The organism is Ralstonia sp. 24A2, assembly GCF_051783885.1.
Lineage (GTDB): Bacteria > Pseudomonadota > Gammaproteobacteria > Burkholderiales > Burkholderiaceae > Ralstonia.
Genome location: NZ_JBPVZD010000003.1, coordinates 927,901 through 945,491 on the forward strand (window position 1 = coordinate 927,901; position 17,591 = coordinate 945,491).

Sequence of the window (17,591 nt, forward strand, 5' to 3'; positions counted from 1 at the left end):
TCAATCTGTTGCGGAGGTAGTTCCTTTCGCTCGTCTCGTCTTCATAGCGAGCTCGTATCGCTCAAAGCCGCCACAACTGCGTCGAGCTCGTCCTTTTCAAGAAGAACGTTCTTCGTTGAAGCATGGCGCAGTCGGCCTTTCGCTACCTCGAGACCGCAATTGGCGAGGCGGGAATCATCAAGAAGAGAGCTCAAAGCCAGCTTCAATGCTTGCGGTGTCGCCGTTGTCCCGGTGCGGGCTTCCGCCACCTTGTCCCCGCGCAGCAACGCGTCTACTGAGATTCCTGGCAGGCTCCGTAAGCCCGCTTCAATGCGCTTCTTGGCTGCGACCGCGTTATCTCGCTCATCTTTCAAAAGCTGCACGTACGCGCGCAGCGATTCATCAGCAATCTCGGGTTCCGACGATTTTTTCCCAGAAGGCTTCAGGACCTGCTTCGACTGTCGAACCTGGAGATACAGCATCAGAACGTTCTTTGAGTTCCGAATTGACTGCGCTTTGGGACCATCCCAATCCCGGCCCAGACAATACTTCTCGACTGATGACGGGCTGACCTTCAGTTTCTGCGCTTCCAGGTAGTCGCAGGCGGCCTTGATGCGTTCGAGCGATGTGCGCTGACGCGGATTGGTGACCTGCTCCAGCAGGCGCTGGTAAGTGGCATCGGCTGATTCGGTGGCTTCAATGACCGTCATGCGAACAAACCTTCAGTTTGGAGAGAATCTGCTTTCTCTTGGTGAGCTAGAGCGAGAAGGTCCGCTTGGGCGGCAAGAGGCTTGCCTTCGTCGGCAGCGGTTTCAAGGGCGCGTAGCCGCTCGGCGAGCAAGGGATACGCGCTCAATTTGGTGTGTCCATTCAAGACGTCGTCCAGGTCGCTGTGTTTGACCTGCTGCAAGAGCAAGGCGGATAGCAAGTTGCCTGCTTCGTGAGCTTGCTCTTCTGACAGGGTCAGGAGGAAAGGCTTAACCCCGTTGGCTGCCAGCATCTTTGACAGGATGGCGTTCTTCTCGACCTCTGCTTCGCGGTTGCTGAAGCCCGTAACGAAGTCCGACATCTGCGTGATTTGGTCCAGCAAAGCGAATTCATGGGCTTCTTCAAGGGTTATCTTCAATTCGGCAGCCGTACCCGCAGTGAGAAGTGGAACAGGTACGGCCGCGCCTTCGACCGCCGCCTTAGTAGCTAGATACTCGTTCAGAAGGCTCACTGATTGCTCCGCGTATCGATACCGCGCCGCCCATTCCTCGACGTCAATGGCCAACTCTCTGTTCAGCAAATCTACTCGGTCACGAAGGTGGCGAGCTCTCTTCTGGTCTCCGGCATCCTCTGCATCCAAACGTTCATCGTTGAGGTCTGCAACTTGGAGACCTTTCTTGCGAATTGTGTAAGCGAGATTGTTCACTGCTGCCACTTGGCCGAGCAAATGGGCTGGCCCAGTAATCCAGTAACGGCAAAGACCGCAACGTTGTCCCCCGGGAACCGGTCCGTGAGAGATTCGAGTCGAATCGACGGGTCCTCCGGTACTGCAAGACGTTCCGGGGCAGATACCCTCCGAGGTAATGTTGATGATGCCGGTCTTTTCCTTGAGAGCGCCCATACCGGCTCCTTGGCCGGCGCCATCCTGTCCAAGCAGGAATGGGGAGAAGCTGTCGAGGTTTTGCAGGAAGGATTCGGAGCCCACAAAATCCTGCGTCTCCAGCGATTTGTCGTGGGCATCTTTGAGGATTTGCCGCAGTTTCAGCGGCGAAAACTTGAGGTAGTGAAGCGTCATCACCAACGTTGTGTGTCCCGCGACAAATTGGGACACAACCTCAAGCGGAACGCCGCTTTCAATCATCGCTGTGATGCCACTCACGCGTAGGGTGTGAAGGTCCACAACCCACTTGAGCTCGCCTTTGTCGTCTTCTGTTACCAGCCGAACGTCGTGACCGTACTTGACCTTAATTCGCCTCTGAACTTCGGCGAGCGCCTTCGTATAGAAGGTGACCAACCGGTCATAGGTGATAGGCGCATGCTCTCTGTTCGTGGCAGGGTCCCGAAACAAGGGAGTAACTTGGGGCCCTTTGTCAGCAATGCGCTTGCGCTCTTCGGAGCTATGCTTTTCGCCGTAGTAAGGAATCGGCGCGGTCATCGGTAGGTTGTAGCGAACCTGCCATGCAGCCATGCCTTTCAGGAGAGTCGAAAGTCGCTCGGAAACGTAAGGGATGCAGTAGCCGACTTCATCGCGGTCGTACATCACCGTCTTGTTGGTGTTGACCCACAAGCCCAGCCAGTCAGTGCTGCGTAGAGTGTCATGCTGTAGGCGTAGTGCCGCCTCTCTTCGGCCAGCGATGGCGTAGGGCGAAGGGTTCTGAACGAGCTTCCCGCTTACGGCATCCAAGACCAACGCGTCAAGTTCTCCGGAATCCATCCAGCGGGCTTGATGTGACCGTAGGGGGGCTTCCAGCATCAGGTAAAGGCAAACGGTTGGTGCGGGGAACCATGTTCGCGTCGGAAGACCGGTCTGCCTATCGAGAACGCGTACGTAATGGTTCGGCTGCGCCTTTCCGAACGCGAAATCGTTCTCGACCAGCACGGCCTTTATCTCTTCAAGCACGTAGCCAGGTAGGGCGTTGCGTGCCGTCTGCCCGGAGCGGTCCCTCCGGTCGCTGCCTAGGGTATCTGTGGAGAGCACAGGATTTACAAAGGTCCCCGCCTCATTCGCACCAGACGCTAGCAGGTAGTCCACGTACCAATCGAAAAACCGCCGGAGCAAAGAAAGCGACGTGCTTGCGACTGACCTCTTCATCCGAATCCGGAGATATTCGCAGTACGTCTGGCTGTTTTTCAGCGTAGCGTCAAAAATGTGTTCTTGGCGACGCAGCTCAAACGGACTGCGGGGAGGGTTTTCCAAGGACAGAAGGTAGTCTGCGAAGCTATTCAGGCGCCCAATGTGGCCGTCCAGCCTGGCAGTTTTTAGTTGCGCAACGAACCGGCGCATTAAGTCCGCCCAAGGCTGCAGAGCAGGTGCTGTCGTTTCCAGCCAAACGAAGGTGCCGTCTCCCTTTAGCTGCTCATTCGACTTGGATTTCGCGGTTCTCGTTTGGGTTCGTGCAACGGCAAACGAGGGGTAGGCTTGGTTGAAGAGCAGTCGGTAGAGTTGACCTACACGTGTAGCGAAACTCTTTTCAGAGTAAAGCGCTTGCCCCTCAAAGTGTGCCGTCGCTTCCAGTAGGTCAGCTTCATACGTGGCAATCAGGTCAAGACACAAATCCGTTGAAGCGGCGAGTGAACTTGAGGTCAGTAATCCGTAGGTCCTGCTCTGGAACTCACTGGTTGTTGTGCCTTTCATGGCGTCCGTTACAGCTTGGACCAGCGCAGTTTTGGAACCTGTGTAACGCTCGTTCCTGAGAGTCTCCCACTTGTTCCTGATTCGCCATGTCTTGAGGTCCGCAGGGAACAGCACGAGATTGCGAGCCCACAGCATCAGAAGCAGCTCCATGTACCGCTGCGCGTGATACAGCGGCGTCCCCATATCGCGCATGGTACGGACCAGCTCTACAACAAAGCATTCTGGTGTTCGAGCGCTGCGCAGCATGGCTCGAAAATCCGGGGCATAAACCAAACCTGGCGTCACAACGATGCCGTCAAGGCCACCTCGGGTGTTGGGGCGAAGCGCTTCAACAATGCTGCGCTGAGTGGCCAACGGAAGCTGACGGAGGTGTTCGGTCAGTTCTTGGCCGCGCATGTTGGTCCCGAGAGCTGTGCGCAAGGCTGAGCTTCGGAGGTACGTCAAACCTAGATGGTCTCCTGCGACCTTGTTCTTGAATGCGTTGAGCCATGCCTTCTCGCCGCTCGGCTTCAGCAATACGTCTTCCCAGAACTCGCGAATGCGAATCTGTTCATGCTTCTGCAGTATTTCCTCCAGCCGAAGGGCGGTGAGCTCTGGCGAAACATGGGGCGCCGAGACCATCCGATTCAGCGTTACGGAACCTGACGACGTAGGGAGAAGGAAAACCGATACTGAATCACGCATAAGCCTTGGCGCCCTGGTCCGGGCTAAGGAGGGGTGCTGCCAACATAGGAGGGGTTTCCAGCGCTCTTCGTTCTTGTGCTGCTACCAGTTCGTCTCGAACAGCCTTTGCCGACAGGGCGTAGTAGTCTTGGGTTGAGATGGCGCTTTGGTGATGCATCAATCGCTGAGTGGTTTCGATGGGCAGGCGAAGAATCGAGGCACAGTAAAAGCCATAGAAATGCCGGCCGCCATGCGGATTCACGCCGGGCTGCTCGGTGCTCAAGCCGACGCGCCGGGCTGCGCGATTGAACAGTTTGGTAGCGTTCGAGAGCGTGAGGGGCCGCCCATAGCTCTCGCCGACCTTAACATTCGCAAAGTAGTAGGGATGGCTGTCGGTCAACCTTCCTCGAAACGTTTTCACGTACTCAGAATGCAACTGGGCGAATAGGCGTCCCGCATCCTCGCGAAGCCAGTGCACGACTGACTCCGAGCGCTTCCCGTCATCAGCCATCATCCCCTTCCAGCCTGCATGCAGGGGGTGGCTCTCGGGAAGAACGTTTCGTGCACCAAGTCCATACCTTTCCTTGAGAAAGGTGGCTCGGTGTCCTGACCGCTTCTTCTTGTCTGAAGCTATCCATTGATAGCTTCCATCCTGTGGGTGTCCCATCACTACACGTGCCATCCCGTCGGGTAGAACGCTAACGTCGGAAGCAAACAGATGAAGGGGCTCGGACATGCGAAGTCCCCCGAAGAACAAGAGCAGCAGATAGAGCTTGTCTCGCACGAGCGGAGTCTTGCAGATGGTTTCCCAAACCTTGTCCGCCGGAAAGTGTTTGTTGTCAGAGAAGCTGCGCTGACGCTTGCCTCGCATTGGGTCAAAGGGTCTACGCGAGACCACCCCCGCCGCAGCCTGAGTTGCTGGAGTGAGGTGGTACAGAACGTCCCAGTTTTTCCGGAACGAGAGTTTGAATCTAGCCGCGCGCTGTTCCCGAAGATTGAGGCTCTGAATCATGACCCGTTCAAGCGGATTGATGTAAGCGTGTCCGAAGTTGTCGGCACACCAATCCGTGAAGTCGCTCACCACCCGGACATCAGCGGCAGCAGTCGTCACCTTGACCGCGTCCCACGCCAATGACTTCAAGCCGAAGCGGCGAGCTTCGTAGAACTGAATTAAGAGCAGCCGCAGCTCGCCTGTAGCCAGCGCCCTCCCGCTCTTTTCCAGTTCGTAGAAATCGTAGAAGCGCCCGATGGCAGCTACGGCTTTCGCAATTGTCGAACTGCTAAGCCCCTCCACAAGTGACTTCTGGCGAACCCATGCAAGCGCAAGAAAGCTAACCTCTCCATCCCTTAGGAAGAGCAACGGAAGGCTGGTGCCGAGAGCTCCCTCCAGAATCGGGACATGGACTATCGAGTGAAGGGTGCGCAGGGACATCAGAAAAGTATAACGGTTAGGGGTGCATATCCCTTGTCGGTCTGTGGCTGCTAATTCGCCCGAGGACAGTCATGGCCTGTTGAGCACGGCCTCACGGCAGAAGGGAGAAAATCGCTTCCGTGAGTAGTTGCCACAAGGAGGGGTGGAGAACCACGCAGAAGGCGATGTCTGGACCCACACGCAGATGGTGGTGGAAGCGTTGCTGGCGCTGCCGGATTACCAGGCCGCCACGCGTGCCGAGCAGGAGACGGTATTCCTGGCGGCGTTGCTGCACGACATGGCGAAGTACAGCACCACTGTCATCGATCCGGTGACGGGGGCCATCGGTCAGCCGGGACATTCGCGCAAGGGTGCCATTGATGCGCGCATCGCATTGTGGGATGCCGGTGTGCCATTGGATGTGCGCGAATCCATCTGCCGGCTGATCAGCGTGCATCAGGTGCCGTTCTTTGCGCTGGATGGATCGCGCCGAGGGTCGCCCGAATTTCTCGTCCGCGAGCTTTCCTGGCAACTCAGCATCCCATTGCTCGCCATGCTGGCCGAGGCCGACATGCGTGGTCGCATCTGCGCTGACAGTGCGCGCGTGCTCGACAACATCGAACTCTTCCGGGAGCTTGCGCGCGAGGAAGGCTGCTATGGCACGCCACGACCCTTTGCCGACACGCATACGGCGGTGAGCTATTTCCGGGGCGCTGATGTACATCCTGACTATCAGCTTCACCAGACACTCGGTGCCAGAGTCATCGTGATGTCAGGGCTGCCCGCCTCGGGAAAGAATAGTTGGGTGGCCGCCCACCATCCGGAGTTGCCTGTGGTGTCGTTTGACGATGCGCGGGACGAGCTTGGGCTGCGTCATGGTAAGAACGAAGGCATGGTCGCGCATCTGGCAGTGGATCGTGCCAAGGTACTGCTGCGAGCGGAGAAGCCCTTCATCTGGAACGCGACGCACCTGAGCGAGCGCATGCGTCAGAAGACGCTCGACCTGCTCTTTGCGTATCACGCAGAGGTGGAGATCGTGTATCTCGAGCAGCCTCGCGCCGAACTGTTGCGCCGGAACGCGAAGCGGGATACATCGCTGTCCAACAAGGCGCTGGAAGCGATGCTGCATCGGTGGAGCTTGCCGCTGCCAACCGAGGCTCATCATGTGCGCTACGTTGTTTGATCGAACGCCCTGCACACAGGCAGGGCGCTCACGATCTCGCACCAAACGTATTAGGTAACGGTCAGCGTCCCATTCATCGTCTCGTGCCCCGAGCCACAAAAGATGTCGCACAGGAAATCAAACGTGCCGGTCTTGTCGGGCGTGAGCGCCAGGCGCACCGTCTGCCCCGGCACCACATCCGCCCGCACGTTGAAGCTGGGAATCGAAAAGCCCATCAGGATGTCCTGCCCGGTCAACTCGAACACCACGGGCACGCCGCGCTTGAGCGTGATCTTGTCGGGCGTGAAGGTGAACTTGCGCGCGTGCACGCGGATCACCTGCGGGCCTTCGCCATGCGCAACGCACGCGAGTGCGGCACCGGCCGCGAGCACGGTGAACTGACGCAGCGCCAGGCGCCGCTTAGGGTTATGTGCAATGAACGGGCGCATGTCAGGTGGTCTCCGGAGTCTTGGTGATAGCGGTGGTCTCGCTGCTGGCCTGGATCGGTTGTTCGGCCAGCGCCCAGGTGGCGGCATCCTGCTTGCCGTGCTCGGTGATGCTGCGCCAGCCCAGGCCGCGATAGGGCTGTGAGGCATTCCAGGGGATCGGGTCGCGCCTGGGTTGCGAACCCGGTGCAGGCAGCGGGAACATCAGCGAGCGCGCCGAGTGGTGCGCGATGTGCCCGGTCATGTGGTGATGTTCCTGGTGGATGTGTCCGTAGAACACGGTCACGTTCGGGTGCGGCATGAGCAGGTCGATCACCTGCTGGCCGTCGCGCGTGGCCCAGTCCCATTGCGGGTACAGATCGAACAGCGGCCGGTGCGTAAACACCACGATGGGCGTGTGTTCCGGCACCGAGCGGATGTCCGCCGCCAGCCACGCGAGCTGTGCCTCGCCCACTTGGGCGCGCGGGTCCGACACGTTGTCGATGGCGATGAAGTGCACGCCCTTGTGGTCGAACGCATAGTGCGTGCGGCCGAACAGTTCGATGTAGGCCTCGCCGTTGTCGAGCGAGGCATCGTGTTCACCCGGCATGTAGTGGACCACCGGTACCTTGATCTGGGCGGCGATGTCGCGAAACTCGGTCAGGCGCTTGCGGCGCTCGGCAGGGTCGTCGGTGGTGTGGGAGAGGTCGCCCGTGAAGATGACGAAGTCCGGCGCGGGCGACAGCGCATTCACGGCGGCAATCGCCTTGGGCAGCGTGCCGCGTGCGTCGGGGTTGGGCGCACCCTTGAAGCCCCAGTGGGTGTCTGACAACTGCACGAAATAGAAATCTTCCTGCTTGGCGCCTGCCGCGCGCTTGGTGGCGGCCATCGCCTGCCAGCCGGGCAGTCCGGAGGCGTACACCAGACCGCCGACCGCGGCCAGTTGCAGAAACTGGCGTCGTCCGGGTTGCTTGCTCATGGGGTGTCCCCTGCGTTGGGTTGCTGATTCGGTCGTTGATCCAGCGCAATGGAGAGAAATGAAGAGAGATGGCGCGCCGGTCCTGCCTGTCATACCGGCCGGCGTGGGCGCGTATTCCACGAAACGCGCGTTTTCAACGAAATTTCTTTCGGCGGGAATAAACTGGATTGCACTTCGGTATACGCACGTCAACCGCTATCAGGCCGCCATGTCCGACCTGTCAGACCCCACGCTCGATCTGCCCACCGACGCCCAGCGCTTTGCCCAGGCGGTGCTGCCGCATGTCGATGCGGCCTACAACCTGGCGCGCTGGCTCTCGGGCGATACGCAGGACGCCGACGACATCGTCCAGGAAGCCTGCCTGCGCGCGTTCCGGCTGTTTGGCGGATTTCGCGGCGGGGATGGCCGCCCGTGGCTGCTGGCCATCGTGCGCAACACGTGGTTCTCAGAATGCGCACGCCGCAAGCAGGCGCCGGCCCAGCCGTGGAATGACGAAGCTGCCGCCAGTCAGGCGCAGGCTGATGACGACGGCGCCAGCTACGGCGTGGACCCGGCTGCGCTGCTTGCCCGTATCGACGATGTGCGCCGGGTACATGCCGCGCTCGCGCTATTGCCCGTGCCGTATCGCGAGGTGCTCGTGCTGCGCGAGCTGGAAGACCTGCCGTATCGCGACATTGCCGCCGTGGTCGATGCACCCATCGGCACGGTCATGTCACGGCTGGCGCGTGCGCGGCAGCAGCTCGCGCGCCTGTTGACCGAAGACACCGCGCCGCCGCGCACCAATGTCACGCCGATCCGTGCATCGGGCGGCACGGGAAAGAGTACCAAGGAGGCCCGCCATGAACTGTGACGACATCCGCGCTTTGCTGGCCGCGCGCGCCGATGGCGAACTCGGTGCGGCCGACAGCCTGCGCATGGAAACACACCTGGGCAACTGCACGGCCTGTACGGACGTTGCCACGCGCCACGACACCGTGGTGCGTGCGTTGCGCCAGGGGCTGCGCGCGCCTGCGCTGTACATGAAGGCGCCCGCGGGTTTGAGCGACCGCGTACTGCACGCCGTGCAGGCGGAAGCGCAGGCCAAGGCCGGAGCCCGGCCGCAAACGTCACCTGCGTCTGCGCGCCCGCGGCGGAGGGCGGAATCTCCTTGGCAACGTCTGGTTGGGTGGTTGACCACGCCCACCCGGGGGCTCGGCCTGGGTCTGGGCGCCGGCGCAGTGGCGGCCGTGGCACTGGGTGTGGGGGTGCTGGTCGGCCGGCCCGATACCGTGGCACAGACCGCACATGACATCACCGCCAGCCACGTGCGGGCGCTGCTGGGCGCACGCGAGACCGACGTGCTGTCGTCGGATCGTCACACGGTCAAACCGTGGTTCAACGGCCGTATCGACTACGCACCACCGGTCACGGACTTGGCCACGCGCGGTTTCCCGCTCATCGGCGGGCGGCTGGATTACATCGACGGCCGTCCGGTGGCGGTGCTGGTCTATCGCTCCGCGCAGCACCCGGTGGATCTGTACGTGCGCCCCGAGGCCGGTGCTGACACCGAGCCCGCCCTGCGCACTGAGCGCGGCTACCAGCTCATGTACTGGCGCAGCACCGGCATGGGCTACTGGGCCATCACCGACGCCTCTGCCGACGTGGTGCAAGCGTTTGCGCGTGCAGTGCGTGGCGGTTAAACCGGCGTTTCTTTTGTGTGTTTGCTGAGGCGCAACGCGTGCGTGCAGTGTGCGCTTTCGCCGCACCTTGTCGGGGTGGCTTGCATACTGCCGATGTCTGTCCTGGCAAGGACTTACCCGAATTTGTGTCCGATCGCAAAGGTTTCGGTTCCGGTGGCCGATACGTTCCTTTACCATTCAACACAGTTTTGTGGGGTGTGCTCTGCGAGCCGCTTCCATGTCTTCCCGGTATCTGTTTCATAGGTTTAAACATGGTTTCTGCGACGCCCCACATCAGCAACACAACCCTGGCAAGCATGCTTCGCGGCGGCCGGTTCTCACTCGGCAACCGCATCGTCTTCAGCTTCGGCGTGCTGTTCGTGTTGATGGTCATCATGGCGGCGGTGTCGTATGACCGCCTGCGCGTAATTGACGAAGAGGCCGTGAGCCTGGAGCGCGACTCCGTGCCGGGGCTGTATCTGTCGACCTCGCTGCGTGCAGCCACGCGCAACAGCCACGCGACGCTTGAGCGCGCCCTGTTTGTCGATGCCGACGCCGCGACCACCAATCGTGATCTGGAACGCGCTGCCCAGATCGCGCGCGATCTCGACCAGCATTCGACTGCCTACGAGGCCACGATCTACCGTGAAGACGATCGCCAACGTTTCCGGGCCTATCGCGCGGCGGTCGACAAATACCTGGTGCTGTTCAACGAGGCGATGCAGCTGGCACGCACGTCCAAGCCGGCCGCGCAGGCGGTTGTGCTGCGTTCCACGGCGGCGTGGGAAGAGGCAACCGGCCTCGTCGACAAGCTCGTTGCCGACAACCGTGCCGTGGCCGATGAATCGGCGCGGCAGATCCGCACCTCCGTGCAAGGCACCGAGGTGACGCTGGCTGTGGCGCTGGGCTTGGTGCTGCTGGCGGCGCTGGTGCTCGGCTACATCCTGCACAAGGCGATTACCGTGCCGATGGCGCGGCTGGTGCAGGTGCACGACAACATGCGCACCGGCAACCTGTCTGGGCGGCTGGACCTGCACCGCAGCGATGAATTCGGCACGCTGGAAGAAGGCTTCAACCGCATGGCCGAAGAGCTGGCGAGCCTGGTGTCGCAGGCGCAGAAATCGTCCCTGCAGGTGACGACCTCGGTGGCCGAGATTGCCGCCACCTCCAAGGAGCAGCAGGCCACCGCCGCTGAGACTGCTGCCACCACTACCGAGATCGGCGCGACCTCGCGCGAGATCTTCGCCACCTCGCGCGACTTGCTGCGCACCATGAACGAGGTGTCCACCGTGGCCGAGCAGTCCGCCACGCTGGCCGGCGCCAGCCAGAGCGGCCTCACCCGCATGGAAGACACCATGCGCGGCGTGATGGAAGCGGCGGGTTCGGTCAACGCCAAGCTGGCCATCCTCAACGAGAAGGCGACCAACATCAACCAGGTGGTGTCGACCATCACCAAGGTGGCAGACCAGACCAATTTGCTGTCGCTCAATGCCGCCATCGAGGCCGAAAAGGCCGGCGAATACGGCCGCGGTTTTGCGGTGGTCGCCACCGAAATCCGTCGCCTGGCGGACCAGACGGCCGTCGCCACCTACGACATCGAGCAGACCGTGAAGGAGATCCAGTCTGCCGTGTCCGCCGGTGTGATGGGCATGGACAAGTTCTCGGAAGAAGTGCGGCGCGGCATGCGCGATGTGCAGCAGGTTGGCACGCAGCTCTCGCAGATCATTACCGAGGTGCAGACGCTGGCGCCGCGCTTCCAGATGGTGAACGAAGGCATGCAGACGCAGGCCACCGGCGCCGAGCAGATCACGCAGGCGCTGTCGCAGTTGTCGGAGGCCGCGCAGCAGACGGCGGAATCGCTGCGCCAGTCGTCGCAGGCGATTGATGACCTGACGCTGGTGGCCAACCAGCTTCGTACCGGCGTGTCGCGTTTCAAGATCGAAGCCTGACGCCTGCCGGAGTTTTTTGCTGTAGCGAGAATCGCCATGCTTTACCTCCTGTTTGAACTCGATGGCGACCGCTATGCGCTCGATGTGGCGCAGATTGCCGAAGTGCTGCCGCTGGCCGCACCCAAGGCAATCCCCGGTGCGCCCGCATGGGTGGCCGGGGTGGTCGAGCGGCATGGCGCGCCAGTGCCGGTGATTGACGTGCCGCAGCTGGCGCTCGGGCGCCCGGCGCGGCCGCTGCGTTCCACGCGCCTGGTGCTGGTGCAGTACGAGGCAGACACACGCGGTGACGATGCGCCGCTGCTCGGCCTGATCGTCGAGCATGCTACCCACACGCGCCGCATCGATGCGACGCGTTTTGCCGACAGCGGTGTCGCCACGCCCAACGCACGTTGGCTCGGGCCCGTTGCCGGCCTGGACGACGGCCTCGTGCAGCGCGTCGATGCGCAGGCGATGCTCGATGCGCAGGCGCGTGCGCTGCTGTTTCCGGCAGCAGCACAACCAGCCTGATCGTCATGGTGGCCGTTGACCCGCGTTTTGAAGCCTGGCTCTCTCACGAGACCGGCATTGATGCGCCGTCGCTCGGCGCGAACACGCTGGAGCGCGTGGTGCTGGACCGCACCCGCACCATGCTGGCCGCGCGCGGCATGCCGAATGCAGTGGACGCGGCAGCGCTGGACGCGTACTGGCTGCGCCTGAACACCTCGCCCGAAGAGCGCCAGGCGCTGATCGAAGCGCTGGTGGTGCCCGAGACCTGGTTCTTCCGAGACCGCGAAGCCTTTGTCACGCTCGCCCGCCTGGCTGGCGAGAAGCTGGTACGCGAGCCGATGCGCGTGCTGCGTATCCTGAGCGCGCCGTGCTCGACTGGTGAGGAGCCCTATTCCGCAGCGATGGCGCTGCTCGACGCGGGTATCGACCCGGCGCGTTTCACCATCGACGCGATCGACATCAGTGCGCGCGCGCTTGAAATGGCCAAGCGCTCGGTCTATGGGCGCAACGCGTTCCGCGGCCATCCGCTCACGTTCCGCGATCGGCATTTCACCGAGGCCGATGGCAACTGGCTGTTGAGCGACACCGTGCGCGGGCTGGTGCGCTTTACGCAGGCCAACCTGTCGGATGCACCCGCTGAGGACACGCGCTACGACTTCATCTTCTGCCGTAACGTGCTGATCTACTTCCACCGCGATGCGCAGGACCAGGCGATCCGCCGGCTCGATGCGCAACTGGCGGACGACGGCATGATCTTTGTCGGCCCGGCCGAGACCGGCCTGATGATGCGTCACGCCATGAGCTCTGCGCGTATTCCGCTGGCCTTTGCCTTCCAGCGCACGCCGGCGGGTGAGACCGGGGTGCGGACACCGCTGCCGTTCCGCCTGCCGCTGCCCCCGGAGCAACCAGCCGCGCTACCGGTGGGTTTGCCCGGCATTACGCTGCCGACCGTGCCTGTGCGCCCGGTGGCGGCGCGCGTGCCTGCAGCCAAACCAGCACCCGTGTTTGCAGCACGGCCCGCGGCGCTGGCCGTACCTGCCATCCCCGTTCTTGAAGCGCTGTTGCCCGAACCGCCCACATTGGCGGAAGCACGCCGGCTGGCCGACGCGGGCCGTTTTGACGAGGCCGAGCGCGTGGCGCTGGAGATCGCCAACCTGCGCGCACCCGAAGCCGATACGTTCTACCTGCTCGGCCTGATTGCCGATGCGCGCAGCCGCCATACCGATGCCGGTGATTTCTACCGCAAGGCGCTCTACCTGGAGCCGGCCCACTACGAAGCCCTGACCCACCTTGCCGCACTGCTGGACGTGGCTGGCGACACGGTGGGCGCGCGCCAGCTGATGCTGCGTGCAGAGCGGGCCCTGGCGCGCCAGGGCAGGGCACCGTCCGCACCATCCGAACCACCGGAGTACTTACGAGGAACGCATGGCGCACGCCGTCCATGATCACGCGGGCATCACCACGCGCGTTGACGATTGCTGGAACCGCATCGGCACCCGCGGCGACCACTCCTGCCCGCAGTTGCCGACGTACACACGCTGCCTGAACTGCCCCGTCTTCGAGCAGGGCGCTGCAGCGCTGCTCGACCGCGCGCTGAGCCAGGACGATCTGGAAGCCGCCGCACGCGCCCATCGCAACGCTGCACCGCTGCGCGCGCAAGACCAGGCTGACGCAGAGTTGGCCGTGCTCGTCTTCCGCATTGCCGACGAATGGCTGGCGCTGCCGGCCACTGCCCTGCGTCAGATTGACAAGCCGCGCGCCATTCACTCATTGCCGCATCGGCGCAATCGGGTGGTGCTGGGGCTGGTCAACATTCGCGGTGCGCTGACGGTAGCGGTGTCGCTGGGCGAGCTGCTGGGCCTGGACCGCTCGGGCGGCGGCAAGCACGCGAGCCGCAACGGTTACGCGCGCTTGCTGGTGGCGGCGCACCAGGACGAACCGGCGGTCTTCCCCGTGGATGAGGTGGAGGGCGTGCTGCGCTTTCCGGCGTCGGCCTTGCTGCCGGTGCCGTCCACCTTGACCACCGCGGCCACGGCGCACGCACGCGGCGTGCTGGCCTGGCGCGAGACCACCATCGGCCTGCTCGACGCAGACCGCCTGTTCGATTCGATCGCCCGGAGCCTGCGATGAGCATGGATGACGATCTGGGCCGCCAATCGCTGCTCGCGCTGTTCCACGAAGAGGCACAGACGCAGACGCGCGTGCTATCCACTGGCCTGCTGACGCTGGAGCGCGCGCCCACCGATGCCGCCGCGCTGGAAGCCTGCATGCGCGCCGCGCACTCGCTCAAGGGTGCCGCGCGCATCATCGGCCTGCAGGATGGTGTGGACGTCGCGCACCGCATGGAGGAATGGTTCGTGGCCGCGCAGCGGGGCACACTGGTGCTGACTGCTGCGCATGTCGATGTGCTGCTGCGTGGGACTGACCTGCTGCTGCGTGTGGGTCAACCTGCCACCGCTGGGCAGGTGCCACGCACGGACGTCGACGCCGTGCTCGCCGCATTCTCTGCCGCCGACGGTGTTGCCGCTGCGCCGGCCACTACAACGCTTGCTGACCCCGAGCAGGCCGCCGAAGATGCAACGCTGAAGGCCGCGATGGCGCTGCTGAACGCCGAGGTAGCGGCCTTGTCCGCACCGGCGGCATCACCAGAACCTCCACCGGAACCTCCGCCTGAACCCATCGCACCGGTGCCGGATCGCGACCCCATCGGCAGCACGCGCCGAGGTTTCCACGACGGGCAACGCATGCTGCGCGTGCGTGCCGACAACCTTGACCGGCTGCTGAGCCTGTCCGGTGAATCGCTGGTGGAATCACGCTGGCTCAAGCCGTTTGGCGAGTCGATGCTGCGCGTCAAGCGCAGCCATCGCTCGGCCACGCTCGCGCTCGATACGCTCTACGAAACGCTGGTCGAGCGGCTGGACCGGCATGCCGATGCCGACATGCACGCCGCGCTCAACGATGTGCGCCAGATGCTCGGCCACATGCAGCAGACGCTGGGCGAGCACATCGACGATCTCGACCGCTTCGACCGCCGCAGCACGCACCTTGCGCAGCAGCTGTACGACGAAGCCCTGCAATGCCGCATGCGCCCCTTTGGCGATGCCACGCACGCCTATCCGCGCGTGGTGCGTGACCTGGCGCGTTCGCTGGCCAAGCGTGTGCGCTTTGCCATCGTGGGGGAAGCCACGCAAGTCGATCGCGACATCCTCGACATGCTGGATGCGCCGTTGGGCCATCTGCTGCGCAACGCCATCGACCACGGTGTAGAAACCCCCGAAGCCCGCGAGACGCAGGGCAAGCCCGCCGAGGCCAGCATCACGGTGGAGGCGCGTCACAGCGCCGGCAAGCTGTTGATTACCGTGGCTGATGACGGCGCGGGCATCGACCTGGAGGCTGTGCGCGCCGCAGTGGTGCGGCGCGGTCTGTCGGATGCCGATACCGCCAGCCGCCTGTCGGACCACGAACTGCTCGACTTCCTGCTGCTGCCGGGTTTCTCGATGCGCGAGCAGGTGACGGACCTGTCAGGCCGTGGTGTCGGGCTCGATGCCGTGCACGAGATGGTCAAGGCGGTGCGCGGCACCGTGCGCATCCAGACCGAGCCCGGTCGCGGCACGCGCTTCATGCTGCAGTTGCCGCTCACGCTGTCGGTCATCCGCAGCCTGCTGGTGGACGTGGGTGGCGAGGCGTATGCGTTTCCACTGGCCTACGTGCGGCGCACGCTGGAACTGGCCCGCACCGAGATCGACATGCTCGAAGGCCAACAGCATTTCAACTTTGAGGGCCGCCCCGTCGGCTTGGTGACCGCGCACCAGTTGCTCGGCACGCAGCCGCCCGGCGAGGCGCGCGACAGCGTGCCAGTGGTCGTCATTGGCGAGGGTGCGGAGACGTACGGCATTGCCGTCGACCGCTTCCTGGGCGAGCGCATGCTGGTCGTGCAGCCGCTGGATGCGCGGCTTGGCAAGGTGCGCGACATTGCCGCCGGGGCGTTGATGGAAAACGGCGATGCTGTGCTCATCGTCGACGTGGATGACCTGCTGCGCTCGGTCGACAAGTTGGTACGTGGCGGCCAGCTCGACAAGGTGCAGCGCGGGCAGGGCGTGGCCGTGCAGCAGCGCAAGCACGTGCTGGTGGTGGACGATTCGCTCACGGTGCGCGAGCTCGAGCGCAAGCTGCTGGAGAAGCGCGGCTATATCGTCACCGTGGCGGTGGACGGTATGGACGGCTGGAACGCGCTGCGTGGCGCCCAGTTCGACCTCGTCGTTACCGATATCGACATGCCGCGCATGGACGGCATCGAGCTGGTGACGCTTATCAAGCGCGACGCGGTGCTCAAGTCACTGCCGGTGATGGTCGTGTCCTACAAGGATCGGGAGGAGGATCGCCGCCGGGGCCTGGACGCCGGTGCCGATTACTACCTCGCCAAAGGCAGTTTCCACGATGAAGCACTGCTCGACGCGGTGCATGACCTGATTGGGGAGGCGCGGACATGAACATCGGCATCGTCAACGATATGCCGCTGGCGGTGGAAGCCATGCGCCGCACGATTGCGCGCCGGCCCGAACACCGCGTGCTGTGGGTGGCGACCGATGGTGCGCAGGCGGTGGATTTTTGCGCCGCGCAGCCGCCAGACGTGGTGCTGATGGATCTGATCATGCCGCGCTTTGACGGCGTGGAGGCCACCCGCCGCATCATGGCGTCGAGCCATCCGTGCGCGATCCTGGTGGTCACCAGCAGCGTGGGCGCCAACGCCTGGCGCGTGTACGAAGCGATGGGCGCGGGGGCACTCGATGCCGTCGATACGCCCACGCTGACCAGCGGCACCGATGCCCAGGGCAACCACCCGCTGCTGACCAAGATCGACCAGATCGGCCGCTTGCTGGAAAAGCCCATCGTGCCCAGGCCGCGTGTGAGCACGCTCGTGCGTGACGGCGCCGCGCCGCTGGTGGCCATTGGCGCCTCTGCCGGTGGCCCGACCGCGCTGGCGGCCGTGCTGGGCAAGCTGACGCCGGAGTTTCCGGCGGGCATTGCCGTGGTCCAGCACGTGGACCAAGCCTTTGCCGCCGGCATGGCGGAATGGCTGGACAGCCAGACCGAACTGAAGGTGCGCGTGGCCGTGGAAGGCGATCGCCCGCGTGCTGGCGAGGTGCTGCTGGCCGCCACCAACGACCACATGCACGTACTGCCCGGTGGCACGTTCAGCTACACGCGCGAGCCGGCAAGCACGCCGTATCGCCCGTCGGTGGACGTGTTCTTTCACAGCCTGGTCGAGCATTGGCAGGGCACCGCCATTGGCGTGCTGCTCACGGGCATGGGGCGCGACGGCGCCATCGGCCTGAAGGCGATGCGCGCCAAGGGCTATCACACGATCGCGCAGGACGAGGCGACCAGCGCGGTGTACGGCATGCCCAAGGCGGCGGCGGCCCTGGACGCGGCGCGCGCCATCCTGCCGCTCGGCCGCATTGCCGATGAACTCACAGCGCTCGTACGCAAATGAACGCGGCACGGGCCACGATCGATATCGCATAACCAAAAAAAC

The 17,591-nt window shown here is 63.3% G+C and carries 13 protein-coding genes and 1 pseudogene; 9 read left to right on the forward strand and 5 right to left on the reverse strand.

The genetic code is table 11. The annotated features are described in order from the left end of the window. Positions 1 to 41 precede the first annotated feature (41 nt). The 3 genes from ACS13N_RS21650 to ACS13N_RS21660 are packed head-to-tail and all read right to left on the reverse strand — an operon-like array spanning position 42 to position 5,417. The gene (locus ACS13N_RS21650; RefSeq protein ID WP_438933655.1) at positions 42 to 689 is read right to left on the reverse strand and encodes a hypothetical protein; all 648 of its coding nucleotides are present in this window, start codon (positions 687 to 689) and stop codon (positions 42 to 44) included. After that, a complete protein-coding gene (locus ACS13N_RS21655; RefSeq protein WP_438933656.1) occupies positions 686 to 3,943 on the reverse strand; it encodes a VPA1269 family protein in 3,258 nt (1,085 codons plus the stop codon). Before ACS13N_RS21655 ends, ACS13N_RS21650 begins: the two co-directional genes overlap by 4 nt. A 55-nt stretch (positions 3,944 to 3,998) precedes the next feature. Next, complete coding sequence (locus tag ACS13N_RS21660; RefSeq protein WP_438933657.1) at positions 3,999 to 5,417, reverse strand: hypothetical protein; 1,419 nt, start codon at positions 5,415 to 5,417, stop codon at positions 3,999 to 4,001. A gap of 151 nt (positions 5,418 to 5,568) precedes the next feature. Here ACS13N_RS21660 and ACS13N_RS21665 point away from each other — a divergent pair. Further along, a pseudogene (locus tag ACS13N_RS21665) lies at positions 5,569 to 6,579 on the forward strand (AAA family ATPase); the annotation flags it as partial. Positions 6,580 to 6,629: 50 nt separating this feature from the next. On the opposite strand, the gene ACS13N_RS21670 reads toward ACS13N_RS21665, so the two are convergent. Together ACS13N_RS21670 and ACS13N_RS21675 are read right to left on the reverse strand one after the other, a co-directional pair. Then, the gene (locus tag ACS13N_RS21670; RefSeq protein ID WP_438933658.1) at positions 6,630 to 7,007 is read right to left on the reverse strand and encodes a cupredoxin domain-containing protein; all 378 of its coding nucleotides are present in this window, start codon (positions 7,005 to 7,007) and stop codon (positions 6,630 to 6,632) included. A 1-nt stretch (position 7,008) separates the two neighbouring features. Continuing rightward, a complete protein-coding gene (locus ACS13N_RS21675; RefSeq protein ID WP_438933659.1) occupies positions 7,009 to 7,962 on the reverse strand; it encodes a metallophosphoesterase family protein in 954 nt (317 codons plus the stop codon). A gap of 208 nt (positions 7,963 to 8,170) precedes the next feature. Here ACS13N_RS21675 and ACS13N_RS21680 point away from each other — a divergent pair, with 208 nt between their 5' ends. The 8 genes from ACS13N_RS21680 to ACS13N_RS21715 all read left to right on the forward strand — a co-directional run bounded on the left by ACS13N_RS21680 (position 8,171) and on the right by ACS13N_RS21715 (position 17,549). Next, positions 8,171 to 8,812, forward strand: a complete 642-nt coding sequence (locus ACS13N_RS21680; protein WP_438933660.1) for an RNA polymerase sigma factor — start codon at positions 8,171 to 8,173, stop codon at positions 8,810 to 8,812. Further along, positions 8,802 to 9,641: an anti-sigma factor family protein gene (locus tag ACS13N_RS21685; RefSeq protein WP_438933661.1), complete on the forward strand. Its 840-nt coding sequence runs from the start codon at positions 8,802 to 8,804 to the stop codon at positions 9,639 to 9,641. The genes ACS13N_RS21680 and ACS13N_RS21685 overlap by 11 nt, the downstream gene beginning before the upstream one ends. A gap of 251 nt (positions 9,642 to 9,892) precedes the next feature. Then, positions 9,893 to 11,569 (forward strand): methyl-accepting chemotaxis protein, encoded by a 1,677-nt coding sequence (locus ACS13N_RS21690; RefSeq protein WP_438933662.1) that lies wholly within the window; start codon positions 9,893 to 9,895, stop codon positions 11,567 to 11,569. 36 nt (positions 11,570 to 11,605) lie between these two features. After that, a complete protein-coding gene (locus tag ACS13N_RS21695) occupies positions 11,606 to 12,076 on the forward strand; it encodes a chemotaxis protein CheW (RefSeq protein ID WP_438933663.1) in 471 nt (156 codons plus the stop codon). Positions 12,077 to 12,081: 5 nt separating this feature from the next. Then, positions 12,082 to 13,500: a CheR family methyltransferase gene (locus ACS13N_RS21700; RefSeq protein ID WP_438933664.1), complete on the forward strand. Its 1,419-nt coding sequence runs from the start codon at positions 12,082 to 12,084 to the stop codon at positions 13,498 to 13,500. Beyond that, on the forward strand, positions 13,481 to 14,185 hold the full coding sequence (locus tag ACS13N_RS21705) for a chemotaxis protein CheW (protein WP_438933665.1): 705 nt from the start codon (positions 13,481 to 13,483) through the stop codon (positions 14,183 to 14,185). The genes ACS13N_RS21700 and ACS13N_RS21705 overlap by 20 nt, the downstream gene beginning before the upstream one ends. Continuing rightward, positions 14,182 to 16,545 carry a hybrid sensor histidine kinase/response regulator gene (locus ACS13N_RS21710; RefSeq protein ID WP_438933666.1) on the forward strand — a complete coding sequence of 788 codons (2,364 nt, stop codon included), beginning with the start codon at positions 14,182 to 14,184 and terminating at the stop codon, positions 16,543 to 16,545. The genes ACS13N_RS21705 and ACS13N_RS21710 overlap by 4 nt, the downstream gene beginning before the upstream one ends. Further along, positions 16,542 to 17,549 carry a chemotaxis response regulator protein-glutamate methylesterase gene (locus ACS13N_RS21715; RefSeq protein ID WP_438933667.1) on the forward strand — a complete coding sequence of 336 codons (1,008 nt, stop codon included), beginning with the start codon at positions 16,542 to 16,544 and terminating at the stop codon, positions 17,547 to 17,549. Before ACS13N_RS21710 ends, ACS13N_RS21715 begins: the two co-directional genes overlap by 4 nt. The last annotated feature ends 42 nt before the right edge of the window (positions 17,550 to 17,591 follow it).

Bases quoted from the DNA above. Each gene is read 5' to 3' on its own strand.
- ACS13N_RS21650 (WP_438933655.1), bottom strand. From the start codon at position 689: ATGACGGTCATTGAAGCCACCGAATCAGCCGATGCCACTTACCAGCGC.
- ACS13N_RS21655 (WP_438933656.1), bottom strand. From the start codon at position 3,943: ATGGTCTCGGCGCCCCATGTTTCGCCAGAGCTCACCGCCCTTCGGCTG.
- ACS13N_RS21660 (WP_438933657.1), bottom strand. From the start codon at position 5,417: ATGTCCCTGCGCACCCTTCACTCGATAGTCCATGTCCCGATTCTGGAG.
- ACS13N_RS21670 (WP_438933658.1), bottom strand. From the start codon at position 7,007: ATGCGCCCGTTCATTGCACATAACCCTAAGCGGCGCCTGGCGCTGCGT.
- ACS13N_RS21675 (WP_438933659.1), bottom strand. From the start codon at position 7,962: ATGAGCAAGCAACCCGGACGACGCCAGTTTCTGCAACTGGCCGCGGTC.
- ACS13N_RS21680 (WP_438933660.1), top strand. From the start codon at position 8,171: ATGTCCGACCTGTCAGACCCCACGCTCGATCTGCCCACCGACGCCCAG.
- ACS13N_RS21685 (WP_438933661.1), top strand. From the start codon at position 8,802: ATGAACTGTGACGACATCCGCGCTTTGCTGGCCGCGCGCGCCGATGGC.
- ACS13N_RS21690 (WP_438933662.1), top strand. From the start codon at position 9,893: ATGGTTTCTGCGACGCCCCACATCAGCAACACAACCCTGGCAAGCATG.
- ACS13N_RS21695 (WP_438933663.1), top strand. From the start codon at position 11,606: ATGCTTTACCTCCTGTTTGAACTCGATGGCGACCGCTATGCGCTCGAT.
- ACS13N_RS21700 (WP_438933664.1), top strand. From the start codon at position 12,082: ATGGTGGCCGTTGACCCGCGTTTTGAAGCCTGGCTCTCTCACGAGACC.
- ACS13N_RS21705 (WP_438933665.1), top strand. From the start codon at position 13,481: ATGGCGCACGCCGTCCATGATCACGCGGGCATCACCACGCGCGTTGAC.
- ACS13N_RS21710 (WP_438933666.1), top strand. From the start codon at position 14,182: ATGAGCATGGATGACGATCTGGGCCGCCAATCGCTGCTCGCGCTGTTC.
- ACS13N_RS21715 (WP_438933667.1), top strand. From the start codon at position 16,542: ATGAACATCGGCATCGTCAACGATATGCCGCTGGCGGTGGAAGCCATG.